The organism is Massilia sp. Se16.2.3, assembly GCF_014171595.1.
Classification (GTDB): Bacteria; Pseudomonadota; Gammaproteobacteria; order Burkholderiales; family Burkholderiaceae_D; genus Telluria.
This window is the reverse complement of sequence record NZ_CP050451.1, coordinates 2,596,490-2,610,227: the sequence shown is the minus strand read 5'-3', so window position 1 is coordinate 2,610,227 and position 13,738 is coordinate 2,596,490. Positions and strand designations below refer to the sequence as shown.

Below are 13,738 nucleotides of genomic sequence, written 5' to 3'. Positions count from 1 at the left end.
CGTCGCCCTTTCGACATGGAAAAGCCACGGCAGTGCCGTGGCTTTTGCTTTATTCAGCATCATGCGACGAAACTTGGGGAACACGCGTAGTCTTTAGCGAGTCCAACTAGGGTGGCTCCCACCTTGAAAGGCGCTGAGCATGTTCTTGTCCCTACCGACTGCCAATGCAGCCTTCCTGGTCGACGAGTCCGGCATCATCGCGGCCTGGAACAGCGCATGCGAGCGCCTGCTCGGTTTTCCAGCCGGCGACGTGATCGGCCAGCCGCTGGGTGCCCTGCTCGTCGGCGTCGAACCCGAGGACCGCAACGAGCGCTGGCGCGGGCTGGCGGAGGACCATGGCCGTACCAACCAGGTCGTGCTGCGCCATGCCGATGGCGGCGTGGTCAAGGCGAACCTGGGACTTGCTCCCCAGGCCGGTCCCGATGGCGTCACCCACATCTGGGTGGCCGCCATCGACAACGTCCACGACGACGCCACGCCCGATGCCGTGCTGGTCGGGCGCACGCCGATGGCCACGATCGTCGACCTGCTGCCCGGCACCTTCTATGCGCTCAACCGGGAGGGCCGCTTCATCCTCTGGAACCGCAACCACGAACGCATCACCGAAATGACGCCGGAGGAAATTGCGGCCAGCAACGCTGTCGAACTGTTCGACCTGAAAACCCGGTCCCTGATCGCCGAGAGCATCCGCCGCGTGTTCGAGAACGGCGAGGAGGTGGCCATCGAGGCCAACTTCATTGCGCGCAGCGGGCGCGAGACGCCCATGCTCCTGTGCGGGGCGCGCGTGCCCGCCAACGGCAACCAGTACCTGTTCGGCATGGGGATCGACATCTCCGCGCGGCGCGAGCAGGAACGCATGCTGCGCCTGCGCGAGCGCGCCCTGCACGCCACCAGCAACGGCATCGTCATCACCGGCATCGATGGCCGCGACACGCCCATCGAATACGTCAACCCGGCCTTCGAACGCATCACCGGCTACGCGGCAAGCGAAGTGATCGGGCGCGACTCGCGCTTCATGGCCGCACCCGGCATGGACCTGAACGAACGCAGCCGCGTACGCGAGGCGATCAGTGCACACGAGCCTGTCAACGTCGTGTTCCGCAACCTGCGCAAGAACGGCGAGCTGTTCTGGAACGACCTCTCCATCACGCCGGTGCTTGACGAACACGGCGCGACGACCCATTTCATCGGCGTCATCCTGGACGTCACCGCCACCAAGCAGCGCACCGCCCACCTCGAACACGAGGTCAACCACGACGCGCTGACGGGCCTGGCCAACCGCAATCTGCTGTGGGACCGGCTCGAACAGGCACTGCACCTGTCGCAGCGCCAGAAGTCGCTGGTGGGCGTCGTGCTGATCGACCTGAACAACTTCAAGACCATCAACGACACCTTCGGCCACGAAGCCGGCGACGTCGTCCTGAAAGTGGTGGCGCGGCGCCTGCAGGCATCGGTGCGCGACAGCGATACCGTGGCGCGCCTGTCGGGCGACGAATTCGTGCTGGTGCTGGTCAACCAGCCGTCGCTGCGCTACACGCTGCGCATGATCGAGCGCCTGCGCCAGGGCCTGACCCAGCCGGTCTCGTTCGACCACAAGGAAATCGCCGTCGGGGCCAGCCTGGGCGTGGCGGTCTATCCGCACGACGGCAGCAGCGCGGCCGACCTCGTGCGCGCCGCGGATGTCGCCATGTACCATGCCAAGGCTTCCGGGGGCAACGAAATCCACTTCTTCTCGAACGACATGAAGTCGACCACCGAGGCGCGCCAGCAGCTCGATTCCGGCATGTCGCAGGCCATCGAGCGCGGCGAACTGTTCGTGCTGTACCAGCCCTGCATCGACGCGCGCAGCGGCAAGGTGCGCAGCTTCGAGGCCCTGCTGCGCTGGCGCCACCCCGAGCACGGTGTCCTGCTGCCCGCCGCCTTCCTGACTGAAGCCGAGGAGAGCGGCCGCATCGTCCAGTTCGGCTCATGGGTGCTCGACCAGGTCTGCACCTTCCTGTATGAACTCAGGGAGCTGGGCGTGACGGGCGTGCCCGTCAGCGTGAACGTCTCGCCGCGCGAATACGCGCAGCAGGACTTCGTCACGGCCATCGCCGCGCGCCTCGAGCATTACGGCCTGAGCCCGGACAACCTGAAGATCGAGCTGCGCGAGGAGGCCCTGCTGCGCAACCCCGGCCAGGTGCGCGACCTGGCCGCCCAGCTGCACCAGCTCGGGCTGGGGCTGGCGATCGACGAATTCGGCCAGGGCCTGTCCGATATCGGCTTCCTGCGCGAACTGATGGTGGGCGAACTGAAACTGGCGAAAGCGGCGGTGCACGCCATCAAGGCCGATAACGGCGACGGCGAGGGCGACAAGGGCAACACCATGGCACGCACGCTGATCGACATCGGCCGCAACCTGCACATGCCGGTGGTCGGCGACGCGGTCGAAACGCGCACGCAGATGGAATTTCTTGCCGCCCATGGCTGCGAGGGCCTGGCCGGCAAGCTGTTCCAGGAACCGCTGGCGCCCGACGCCGCCCGCGAACTGCTGCGCGACAGCATGCCGGCCTGAGAGGCTGTTCCAGCAGGCAGGGGAAAGCGGACGGCGACATGCGCGTCTGCGATGCATGGCAAGCGCGGGCAAGGCCTGAGGAGGCCGCATGGCGAGCCATGCAACGACGAGCAACGGGGCACCCGCTTGCCAGGCGCGCCAGCAGCGGCTCCGGCCTGCTGGAACAGGCTCCTGGCCGCTCAGCCCTCGCGCGTGATGCGCCGTATCAGTGCGCCCAGCACCTCTTCCGCCATCTCGTTCGAGACCTGGCAGGTGCCCGCGTTCTCATGCCCGCCGCCGCCGTATTCCAGCATCAAGGCGCCGATATTCGTTTTCGACCTGCGGTCCAGGATGGATTTGCCGACCGCGAAGACCGTGTTCTGGTTCTTCAGGCCCCATAGCACGTGAATCGAGATATTTGATTGCGGGAAGAGCGCGTAGATAACGAAACGGTTGCCGGCATAGATCGTTGCTTCCTCGCGCAAGTCGAGCACGACCAGGTTGCCGTGCACGCGGGCGCAGCGCCGGATCTGTTCCTTGCAACGCTCGTTGTGCTCGAAGTACAGCCGGGTACGCTCCTGCACGTCCGGCAGCGCCATGATGGTGTCGATCGGGTGCTGGCGGCAGGCGTCGATGAGTTCCATCATCAGCTGGTAGTTCGAGATGCGGAAGTCGCGGAAGCGCCCGAGTCCGGTACGCGCATCCATCAGAAAATTGAGCAGGTTCCAGCCCGCGGGCGCCAGCACTTCTTCTTGCGTAAAGCGTGCGCTGTCGGCCTTGTCGACGGCCGCCATCATCTCGGTCCAGGCCACAGGGAAGATGCTCGCGCCGCCATAGTGGTCCCAGACCACGCGCGCGGCAGAGGGAGCTTCGGGATCGATCACGTGGTTGCGCCGGTCTCCACTATTGCGGATGGTTTCCGACAAATGGTGGTCGAAAGCCAGGTGGGCGCCAGCGACGTAGGGCAGATTGGTCGTGATGTCGCGCTCGCCGATCGCGATTTTCCCGTCCTGCATGTCCTTGGGGTGGACGAACAGGATGTCGTCGATCAGGTTCAGGTGCTTGAGCAGGACCGCGCAGACCAGTCCATCGAAATCGCTGCGGGTAACGAGGCGGAATTGTTTCGGAATGGCGGACATCGGTAACTCCTTTCATGGAGCGAACGGCATTCGGCTGGTTGAGGATGCCGATTCATCATACCGCGCAAGGTTTCCGATTGTCAGCGACTGAAATGCATTTCAAGCAAGGTGCATGAAAGGTGCGCACGGCGCAGCCACGGGGCTGGGCGCAGCCTGTTCCCCGCTTCCTGCAGGCTGTCGCATCGCCGCTGACATGCCCGCCCGCCGGCAGGTAGAGTTGCAACATTCCAACACGGGCATCGGCAAGGCGGATTGTTCCGTCAATCAATTTTTCGGCACCCGGGCGCGGGGACGCGGTACACTCGCTCCGCCATCGAAACCGACCACCTTATCCTGACCATGCAAGCGCGCAGCTCCGTCCACCATCCCTTTTCCGGCATCCTCTCGTGGCTCTACCGTGCCTTCGACGCGGTGGCCACCTGGGTGACCCAGCTGTCGTGGTGGAAGTTCTTTCTGTTTGCGGCACTGCTGCTGATCGCCGGCGCCATCCTGCAGGAAGAACTGTTTTCCGACGGAGAAGCCGAGATTGCCGCGGCCGAGCGCGCCGCGCGCCGCGAGCAGGCGAGCATCCTGATCGACGACAGCGGCATCCATTTCAATCCGCGCAACAAGCCGCGTGCGGGTGCGCCCGAGACAACGCCCACCCCGCCGGTACCGCCTGCGACACCTCCCGCGCCCGCCGCCGGGACTGGCGGCAGCACCACTGCGCCCGACCTTGCCCTGCCCAAAGGCGCGCACCCGAATGGGGACGCGGTGCACATCGAATTGCCGCCCCAGATCGCCGAGGAATTGTCGGTGGCAATCGAAGGCGCGGTCGACGATGCGGCCGAAGCGAAAGTGTCGCGTTACCACAAACAGGCCTCGACCTGGTTCACCAGCTTCGTCTGGCTGCTGGTGCTGGCCCTGTTTGGCACCAAGGCGCTGGTCGGCGGCAAGAAGCGCGCCGAACAGCAGACCCTGAGCGCGAATGCCGCCGCCGAGCGCGAGTCGATGCAGCGCCAGTTGTCCGAAGCCCGCATGCAGATGATGCAGGCGCAAGTAGAGCCTCACTTCCTGTTCAACACGCTCGCTTCCGTCGAGCACCTGATCGAGACCAATCCGCCACGCGCCTCGGCCATGCAGCGCAGCCTGATCCAGTACCTGCGCGCCGTGCTGCCGCAGATGCGCGAAAACAACCTGGTTACCAACCTCGGCCGCGAGGTCGACATGGTGACGGCCTACCTGAACCTGCTGAAGATGCGCATGGAAGAACGTTTGACGGTGGACATGCGCATTCCCGAGAAGCTGCGCACGGCTTCCTTCCCGCCGATGATGCTGCAGTCGATGGTCGAGAACGCGATCAAGCACGGCCTCGAGTGCAAACCCGAGGGCGGCACCCTGAAGATCGTTGCCGACGTTGCCGACGGCAAGCTGCGCGTGACCGTGACGGACGACGGCGTGGGCTTCGGCGTGGTGCCCAGCACCGGCACCGGCCTGGGGCTGCCCACCATCCGTGAGCGCCTGCGCCTGCTGCACGGCGACGCCGGCCAGCTGCACATTGCCGCCAACAGCCCGAGCGGCGTGATCGCCATGGTCGAAGTGCCCTACCAGGTGTCGCGCTGATGCCGCGCTCCGCCGCGCAGGCACCGTCCAGGACGCGAGGCCGACGGCTGTCCCTCGGCCGACCTTGCCTGTCACGCGGTTTCGTTGAATAATTGTTACTCTCCTGTCACCCTCTCCTTCCTGTACCGGACACCACCATGCCTACTGCGATTATTGCCGACGATGAAAGACTGATGCGCGACCAGCTGCGCATGCGCCTGGAGCAGGTGTGGCCCGAACTGGAAATCGTGGGCGAGGCCAAGAATGGCGAGGAAGCGGTCGAACTGGTCGAAGAGCACCAGCCCGACCTGACCTTCCTCGACATCCGCATGCCGGGCAAGACCGGGATGGAAGCGGCGCGCGAGATCGGCGACCGCAGCCAGATCGTGTTCGTGACCGCCTACGACCAATACGCGGTCGAGGCCTTCGAGCGCGGCGCTGTCGATTACGTGCTCAAGCCGTCGGAACCGGAGCGCCTGAAACTCACCGTCGAACGCCTCAAGGCGCGCCTGGGCAAGCCGGGGGTGGTGGTCAACGACAGCGTGACGGCCATGCTGTCGCAGCTGGCCGAAAAAATCGCCGCGCCCAAGCCGAAGCACCTGCAGTGGATCCAGGCCAGCATCGGCCAGGACCTGCGCATGATTCCGGTCGAGGACATCCTGTTCTTCCGCTCGGACGAAAAATATACCTGCGTGCAAACCGAAAAGTTCGAAGCCCTGATCAGGAAGCCGGTGCGCGACCTGGCCGACGAGCTCGACCCTTCGCTGTTCTGGCAGATCCACCGCGCCACCCTGGTGAACGTGAATGCCATCGAAGGCGTGACACGCGACATCCGCGGCCGCCACTTGGTGCTCGTCAAGGGCCGTTCGGAAAAACTCGAAGTGAGCCGCAGCTTCCTGCATCTGTTCAAGCAGATGTAAGGGGCACTCCCGGTGCCGGACCGTTCATGGGGAGCGGTCCGGCGGTCCGGCGGTCCGGCGGTCCGGCGGTCCGGCGGCCCGGCGGCCCGGCCGTCCGGCGGTCCGGCCGGCCCCGTTTCATGCCGGGTCCGGGCGTGGTGCGCTGTTCCCACAGCGCCGTCGCGACGCCCCCTCGGTTTGCTCCCGCTCAATCCTGCTCAGCCGTTCGCGCCGTATCGTGAAGGCTTGCCCGCATTGCGGGCGACTTCGCAGGAAGCCCCATGACACTTCAACGCAACAGGTCCCGGCGCGGGCGCGGCGCGGCGGTTTTCGCGCTCGGGCTACTCGGCGGCCACCTGATTGCCCGCCTGAATGCCGACCACCACGGCGACTCGCCCGCACGCCACAGCCGCCGCATCGTCGACAACGCCGGCGAAGCCATCATCTCCGCCGACGAAACCAGCCGCATCGTGCTGGCCAACCCGGCGGCCGCGTCCATGTTCGGCCTCACCGCTGCCCAGATGCTGGGCCAGCCCCGGCGCGCTTCATCCGCGCGCCGGCCAATGGCGGCCATAGCCCCCTCGACTATTTCCTGGGCGGACGCGCCGGCCGCCGCGCCACCGACTACGCCGGGGTCGGCCTGCGCGCGGGCGGCGATCCCTTCCCCATCGAAGGCTCGATCACCGACGCCTTCCAGGACGGCGTCACCCTCTACACCATCATCCTGCGCGACGTCTCGGAGCGGCACCGCGTCGAGCACAAGCTTGCGCGCTCGCACGACCAGCTGCGCCAGTTGTCGGCTGCGCTGCAGACCATCCGCGAGGAGGAACGCACCCACATCGCGCGCGAGCTGCACGACGACCTCGGGCAACTGCTGGCCTCGCTGCGCATGGACCTCACCCTGCTGCGCGAGGCCTGCGGCGCCACGCTTGACGCCCAGCGCCTGATTAACGGCATGGACGGCAACCTGCTCACCGCCATCGCCTCGCTGCGCCGCATCGCCACCAACCTGCGCCCGCGCGCGCTCGACGAGGGCGGGCTGTATTTTGCGCTGCAGGGCCTGTGCGAGGACTTCGCCGAGCGCTATGCCATCGCCTGCACCCTGCTGGCCGACGAAGCCGAACTGCGCCTGGACGATACCGCCAGCACGGCCATCTTCCGCATCGTGCAGGAAGCGCTGACCAACGTCGCCCGCCACGCGCAGGCCCATAGCGTCACCATGAACCTGTACCGCATCAACGGCGAACTGCTGGTGACGATCCGCGACGACGGCCGCGGCATCCGCGAGGAAGACATGGACAAGGCAGAATCCCTCGGCCTGATCGGCATGCGCGAGCGCGTCTGGGGCCTGAAGGGAGACATCACAATCAGCGCCGACGAGCCGCCGGGCACGCGCATCGACATCGTCATCCCGGTGACAGGGCATACCGTTTAGCCGGTTTCCTTTAGTCCGCCGCCGGCGGATGCCAACCTGTCATCAACCAGAAATATTGCTTCGATAAGATGCTCGAAGTTGAGCTTGCCAGAACGGCAAGCGGAACCCTTCGCCACCTTATTGGAGATTTCCATGCAATACAAAGCCCTGGCCGCTGCGCTGATCGCGTCCCTCCCCCTGTTCGCGCAGGCCCAGACCAACGTCACCCTCTACGGCATCATGGACGCCGCGGTCGCCGTCGAGGACACCGACGTGCCGGGCGAAGGCCGCCGTACCGTCATCAACTCGGGCAACCAGTCGAGCAGCCGCCTCGGCTTTCGCGGGACCGAGGAACTGGGGAACGGCCTGAAGGCCATCTTCAACATCGAGGCGGGCGTGTCCATCGACACCGGCGCTGCCGATTCGGCGCTGTTCGGCCGCCGCTCGATCGTCGGCCTGCAGGGCAGCTTCGGCCAGGTGACGGTGGGCCGCGAATACAGCCCGATCGCCTCGGTGGCCGCGGCAACCGACGTCTTCGGCCAGGGCTTCTATGGCAGCAATTTGTCCGCCTTCACCGCCAACCGCCTGACACGCCGCCTGAGCAATTCCGTGAACTTCAAGAGCGCGCCGATGGCCGGTTTCAGCCTGCTGGCCGCGTACTCGGCCGGCGAGCGCACGGTCGACCCGTCGGGCGACCTGATGGGCGTGGCGCTGGAATACGCGAACGGCCCCTTCTACGCGGGCGCCGGCTACCACCGCCTCGAGCGCCTGGCGGTCGAGGACGACAAGGAAATGGCCTTCGGCGCGGGCGTCAAGATCGGCGACATCGACCTGAAGGCCAACTACCTGTCGGCCGACCAGGCCGGCGCCAGCAACAAGTTCGAGCAGGTCAACCTGGGCGCGGCTTATACGATGGGCTCGAACAAGTTCTTCGTGAACCTGCAGCGCAACCAGGTCGAGACCGCGCGCGGCGATGCCAAGGGCAATGCCTGGGCGCTTGCCTACACCTACGCACTGTCGAAACGCACCAACGTGTACACCACCTACGGTTCGATGCGCAACAATGGGTTGGCCAGCTTCGGGTTGAATTCGTCATCGACCAGTGTGACGCCGACCACGACCGGGGCGACACCGGTGACGGTGGCGGGGGCGGATCCGAGCGTGTTCACGCTGGGGGTACGCCACTCGTTCTGATTGGTTGCCTGAAATGAAAAACGCGCGTGAAACCACGCGCGTTTTTTTTGGCCACGGATGTTGAGATGGGCGTAGGGTGGGCTCTCGAGCCCACGCGGTTGAACCCATGCATGGTGCGCAGAGTGCGCTCGCCACGGCGGCTTTTCCAAGAGCCGACTCGACTCTCATCCGTCGGACCGCGTGGGCTCGAGAGCCCACCCTACAAAGATCTGCAGCTAGCGAATCACTTCAACCTGCACGTCAAAATCCAGAAAAACTCCACCCGTTCGATCTTGATCTCCTTGCCGGCAGCACCGAGCCGCTTGCGCAGCGCGCTGTCGGACTGGTAGCTCTTGGGCAGCTCGAAACGTTCACCTTCGGGCGCGGTGACGATCTGGTAAGTCGTGCCCTCGGCATCGGTACGGGCGATCGTTTCGCTGAAGCCTTCGACGAACGAATCGTCCAAAATTACCAGCAACACGTCCTTGCCCAGCCGCTTCTTGAGGGTGGCCAGCAGCTTTTCCTGCTCGCCCTTGTTCAGGTGCGACCACAGGAAGCTGACCAGCACCGCGGTGAACTTGCCGATATCTTCCGGCAGGTCGAGCGCATCGGCCACGCGGAAGCCCACTTTCCCTTCCGGCATCTCACGCGAACGCGCGATATCGACCAGGTTGGCATTGATGTCCACCGCCAGCACCGACTCGGCCGCTTCGGCCACGACCTCGGTCCAGAAACCGGCGCCGCAGCCGAGCTCGAGCACCTTGTGCCCCGCCAGCAGGCTGGCCAGGTGGATGCTCATGTCGTCGATGTCTTCGTCCATGTCCGGCTCGAGGTATTTGTCCTCGAGGGCTTCGCCCAGCAGGGCATAGTATTGTGCGACTTGTTGATTGCTCATGTTTTCTCTTACAGCTCGTAGTTTTCGCCGCCGCGCATGGCGGCCTCGACCATCTTGCGGTTCAGCACGGGTGCCAGCAGCTCGATGAAAGTATAGATATAGCTGCGCAGGTAGGCGCCCTGCTTCACGGCCACGCGCGAGACGTTCATGCCGAACAGGTGACCCACGGGAATGGCGCGCAGGTTGCGGTCGCGTTCGGCATCGAAGGCCATGCCGGCGATGATGCCCACGCCCATGCCCAGCTCCACATAGGTCTTGATGACGTCGGCGTCGATGGCTTCCAGCAGCACGTCGGGCTTCAGTTCGCGCAGGGAAAACGCATGATCGATCTTGCTGCGTCCGGCAAAGGCCGCGTCGTAGGTGATCAGCGGGTAAGTCGCGATTTCTTCCAGCGACACGGCTTTCGAACGCAGCAACTCGTGTTCCGGCGGCACCACCAGCACGTGCTCCCACTGATAGCAGGGCAAGGTGATCAGGCCGTCGACGGCGGCAATCGACTCGGTGGCGATCGCCAGGTCAGCCTGGCCGTTTTTCACCATGTCAGCGATCTGCTTTGGATTACCTTGAAGCAGGGACAGGCGCACTTTCGGGAACTTGCCCATGAAGGCCTGCACCACTTTCGGCAGCATGTAGCGCGCCTGGGTATGCGTGGTGGCAATCGTGAAGCTGCCGCTATCGTGGGCGGCGTATTCCTTGCCGATGCGTTTCAGGCTGTCGATTTCCTGCATGATCAGCTCGACCGAGGCCAGTACCAGCCGCCCGGGCTCGGTCAGGCCGCGGATGCGCTTGCCATGGCGGGTGAAGATGTCGACGCCGAGCTCTTCCTCGAGCTCGATGATGGCTTTCGACACGCCCGGCTGCGAGGTGAACAGGGCCTTGGCGGCATCGGTCAGGTTGTAGTTCTGGCGCACGGCTTCGCGCACGAAACGCAGTTGGTGAAGGTTCATTCCTGTTGTTATGTGTGATGGTAGATAGCCAAGGCGTATTTTATGCGATTGCTTATGCCCTTACCGTATATAAGCAAATAAATTGTCAGTCGTTTGGAATAAAGCTGTGCGGGCTTACCATTCAGGCTAGCTTACCGGGCCCTTCAGCCCGACTATCCCGGGATTAATTTATGTACCGCTACGACCAATACGACCATCTCATCATCCGCGAGCGCATTGCGCAGTACCGCGACCAGGTGGCACGCCGCCTGAACGACGAGTTGACCGAAGAAGAGTTCCTGCCGCTGCGCCTGCAGAACGGCCTGTACATGCAGCGCCACGCCTACATGCTGCGCGTTGCCGTGCCCTACGGCCTGCTGTCGTCGAAGCAGATGCGCATGTTCGCCCACATCGCGCGCAAGTACGACCGCGGCTACGGCCACTTCACCACGCGCCAGAACATCCAGTACAACTGGATCGAGCTGGAACAGACCCCGGACATCCTGACCGACCTGGCGTCCGTCGAAATGCACGCGATCCAAACGTCGGGCAATTGCATCCGCAACATTACCACCGACGAGTTCGCCGGTGTCGCGGCTGACGAGCTGATGGATCCGCGCCCCTTCGCCGAGATCCTGCGCCAGTGGAGCACTTTCCACCCCGAATTCATCGCCCTGCCGCGTAAATTCAAGGTGGCGATCAATGGCGCCGTGGAAGACCGCGCCGCCATCGCCATCCACGACATCGGCCTGACCCTGGTGAAGAACGAAGCGGGCGAAGTCGGCTTCAAGTTCATGGCCGGCGGCGGCATGGGCCGTACGCCGATCCTGGGCAGCGTGATCCGCGACTTTTTGCCCTGGCAACACCTGCTGACCTATACCGAAGCCGTGATGCGCGTGTACAACTCGTACGGCCGCCGCGACAACAAGTACAAGGCCCGCATCAAGATCCTGCTGAAATCCCTGGGCGTGGAGGAATTCGCGCGCATGGTCGAAGAAGAGTGGCAAGACCTGAAGGATGGTCCGGAAACCCTGACCCAGGAAGAATACGACCGCGTCGCGGCCTATTTCGAGGCCCCGGCCTACGAGACCCTGCCCGCGATCGACCCGCTGGCCGCTCAGCCTGAGAACAAGGCTTTCGCCAACTGGCTGAGCCGCAACGTCAAGCCGCACAAGGTACCGGGCTATGCGTCGGTCGTGCTGTCGCTGAAGAAAACCGGCGTGCCGCCGGGCGATGCCACCGCCGAGCAGATGGATTTCGTGGCCGATCTCGCCGACAAGTACAGCTTCGGCGAACTGCGCGTGACCCACGAACAGAACCTGGTGCTGGCGGATGTGAAGCAGCTTGATCTGTTCGCGGTCTGGCAGCTGGCCAAGTCGAAGGGCCTGGCGACGCCGAACATTGGCCTCCTGACGGACATCATTTCCTGCCCGGGCGGCGACTTCTGCTCGCTGGCGAACGCGAAATCGATCCCGATCGCGGCCGCCATTGCGGAGCGTTTCGACGACCTCGACTTCCAGCACGACATCGGCGAGATCGAACTGAACATCTCGGGCTGCATCAACGCCTGCGGCCACCACCACGTCGGGTCGATTGGCGTGCTGGGCGTCGACAAGGACGGCAGCGAGTGGTACCAGGTGTCGATTGGCGGCGCCCAGGGCAACAACTCGGCGATCGGCAAGATCATCGGCCCCTCGTTCTCGGCGCACCAGATGCCGGAAGTGATCGACCGCCTCCTGAACGTGTATGTGCAGAACCGTTTCGAAGGCGAGCGTTTCGCCGAAACGGCGCAGCGCCTGGGCATTACGCCATTCAAGGAACACGTGTATGCGACGCCGATTTCAAAAGGCGAACTTGTTGGGGAAGACCATGCTTGAAGTAGTGCACTCACACATCATCCGCGGCCGTGAAGTCGTGGCCGACGACTGGCGCGTGCTGCGCCTGGAAGAGGGAGAGGCCGCCGGGAGCGTCACCATCCCTGAAGGCAAGGTCATCGTGCCCTTGACGGTCTGGCTGGCGCAGAAAGAGACGCTCTCGCAACGCGCCGAACTGGGCGTGTGGCTGGCCGCCGACGAGCGTTTCGAAATGCTCAAGGGCGAGGCCGAGCGCTTCGCCGTCATCGGCGTGGACTTCCCGAAGTTTTCCGATGGCCGCGGCTACTCGATCGCCTACAACCTGCGCAAGCGCCTGGGCTATACGGGCGAACTGCGTGCGATCGGCGACGTGCTGCGCGACCAGCTGTTCTCGATGTCGCGGGTGGGCTTCAACGCTTACGCCCCGCGCAAGGACCGTTCGATCCATGACGCGCTGAAAGGCCTGACCGTGTTCTCGGAAACCTACCAGGCGTCGGTCGACCAGCCGCTGCCGCTGTTCCGCCGCAAGGAACGCGACATCCCGCCGGAACACGCCGACATTGGCGCCGGCATTTAAGGACGCATTGGATACCTTATGAGCGCCCTCGCCCACCGCGTCGCAGAAACCCAGGCGATCCTGGCACGCATCGCGGCCGACCATTCGCCCGCCGTGTTCGCCTCCAGCCTGGCGGCGGAAGACATGGTGCTGACCGACCTGATCCTGAAAGCGAAGCTGCCGATCGGCATCTTCTCGCTGGAGACCGGCCGCCTGCACAAGGAAACCCTGGCGGTGCTCGATGCCGTCAAGGCGAAGTATGGCTATGAGATCGCGCTGTTCCGCCCGGAGACGGAAGCGGTGGACGCCTATGTCGCCGCCAACGGCCTGAACGCCTTCTACGACAGCGTCGAGATGCGCCGTGAATGCTGCCGCGTGCGCAAGGTCGAGCCCCTCGGCCGTGCGCTGCTCGGCAACAAGGCCTGGATTACCGGCCAGCGCCGCGCCCAGTCGTCCACCCGTTCCGACCTGCGCGTCGAGGAAGACGATCCGGCCCACTTCATGACCAAGTTCAATCCGCTGGTGGACTGGACCGAAGAGGAAGTGTGGGAATACATCCGCGCCAACGACGTGCCGTATAACGCCCTGCATGACCGCGGCTACCCCTCGATCGGCTGCGAACCCTGCACCCGCGCGGTCCAGCCGGGCGAGGACGTGCGCGCCGGCCGCTGGTGGTGGGAAAACCCCGAGTCCAAGGAATGCGGCTTGCATGTGGTCGACGGCAAACTGATCCGTATCAAATCCGTGGCCCCCTGAGCCACAGCATGAA

Annotated in this window: 12 protein-coding genes; 9 read left to right on the top strand and 3 right to left on the bottom strand. The window is 64.5% G+C overall.

Going from position 1 to position 13,738, the window contains the following annotated elements; all coding sequences use genetic code 11:
* The first annotated feature begins 139 nt into the window (after positions 1-139).
* Positions 140-2,554, top strand: a complete 2,415-nt coding sequence (locus G4G31_RS11895) for a bifunctional diguanylate cyclase/phosphodiesterase (RefSeq protein ID WP_182991574.1) — start codon at positions 140-142, stop codon at positions 2,552-2,554.
* Positions 2,555-2,733: 179 nt separating this feature from the next.
* Here the strand turns inward: G4G31_RS11895 and G4G31_RS11890 are convergent, their stop codons facing one another.
* A complete protein-coding gene (locus tag G4G31_RS11890) occupies positions 2,734-3,672 on the bottom strand; it encodes an exopolyphosphatase (protein WP_182991573.1) in 939 nt (312 codons plus the stop codon).
* A gap of 339 nt (positions 3,673-4,011) precedes the next feature.
* Between G4G31_RS11890 and G4G31_RS11885 the strand changes: the two genes are divergently transcribed.
* From G4G31_RS11885 to G4G31_RS11870, 5 genes are all read left to right on the top strand, one after another.
* On the top strand, positions 4,012-5,274 hold the full coding sequence (locus tag G4G31_RS11885; protein ID WP_182991572.1) for a sensor histidine kinase: 1,263 nt from the start codon (positions 4,012-4,014) through the stop codon (positions 5,272-5,274).
* 137 nt (positions 5,275-5,411) lie between these two features.
* Entirely contained in the window at positions 5,412-6,173 is a 762-nt protein-coding gene (locus G4G31_RS11880) for a LytTR family DNA-binding domain-containing protein (protein WP_182991571.1), read from the top strand.
* 260 nt (positions 6,174-6,433) lie between these two features.
* Positions 6,434-7,099 carry a PAS domain-containing protein gene (locus G4G31_RS25900; protein ID WP_229425554.1) on the top strand — a complete coding sequence of 222 codons (666 nt, stop codon included), beginning with the start codon at positions 6,434-6,436 and terminating at the stop codon, positions 7,097-7,099.
* Positions 6,991-7,587, top strand: coding sequence for a sensor histidine kinase (locus G4G31_RS25895; RefSeq protein ID WP_229425594.1), 597 nt, complete (start codon positions 6,991-6,993; stop codon positions 7,585-7,587). The genes G4G31_RS25900 and G4G31_RS25895 overlap by 109 nt, the downstream gene beginning before the upstream one ends.
* A gap of 132 nt (positions 7,588-7,719) precedes the next feature.
* A complete protein-coding gene (locus G4G31_RS11870; RefSeq protein ID WP_182991570.1) occupies positions 7,720-8,760 on the top strand; it encodes a porin in 1,041 nt (346 codons plus the stop codon).
* Positions 8,761-8,983: 223 nt separating this feature from the next.
* On the opposite strand, the gene G4G31_RS11865 is transcribed toward G4G31_RS11870, so the two are convergent.
* Together G4G31_RS11865 and G4G31_RS11860 are read right to left on the bottom strand one after the other, a co-directional pair.
* On the bottom strand, positions 8,984-9,634 hold the full coding sequence (locus G4G31_RS11865) for a class I SAM-dependent methyltransferase (protein ID WP_182991569.1): 651 nt from the start codon (positions 9,632-9,634) through the stop codon (positions 8,984-8,986).
* A gap of 8 nt (positions 9,635-9,642) precedes the next feature.
* Complete coding sequence (locus G4G31_RS11860; RefSeq protein WP_182991568.1) at positions 9,643-10,581, bottom strand: CysB family HTH-type transcriptional regulator; 939 nt, start codon at positions 10,579-10,581, stop codon at positions 9,643-9,645.
* A 170-nt stretch (positions 10,582-10,751) separates the two neighbouring features.
* Here G4G31_RS11860 and G4G31_RS11855 point away from each other — a divergent pair, with 170 nt between their 5' ends.
* The 3 genes from G4G31_RS11855 to G4G31_RS11845 are packed head-to-tail and all read left to right on the top strand — an operon-like array spanning position 10,752 to position 13,725.
* A complete protein-coding gene (locus tag G4G31_RS11855) occupies positions 10,752-12,437 on the top strand; it encodes a nitrite/sulfite reductase (protein ID WP_182991567.1) in 1,686 nt (561 codons plus the stop codon).
* The gene (locus tag G4G31_RS11850; RefSeq protein WP_182991566.1) at positions 12,430-12,990 is read left to right on the top strand and encodes a DUF934 domain-containing protein; all 561 of its coding nucleotides are present in this window, start codon (positions 12,430-12,432) and stop codon (positions 12,988-12,990) included. Before G4G31_RS11855 ends, G4G31_RS11850 begins: the two co-directional genes overlap by 8 nt.
* A gap of 18 nt (positions 12,991-13,008) precedes the next feature.
* Complete coding sequence (locus G4G31_RS11845; protein ID WP_182991565.1) at positions 13,009-13,725, top strand: phosphoadenylyl-sulfate reductase; 717 nt, start codon at positions 13,009-13,011, stop codon at positions 13,723-13,725.
* Positions 13,726-13,738 lie beyond the last annotated feature (13 nt).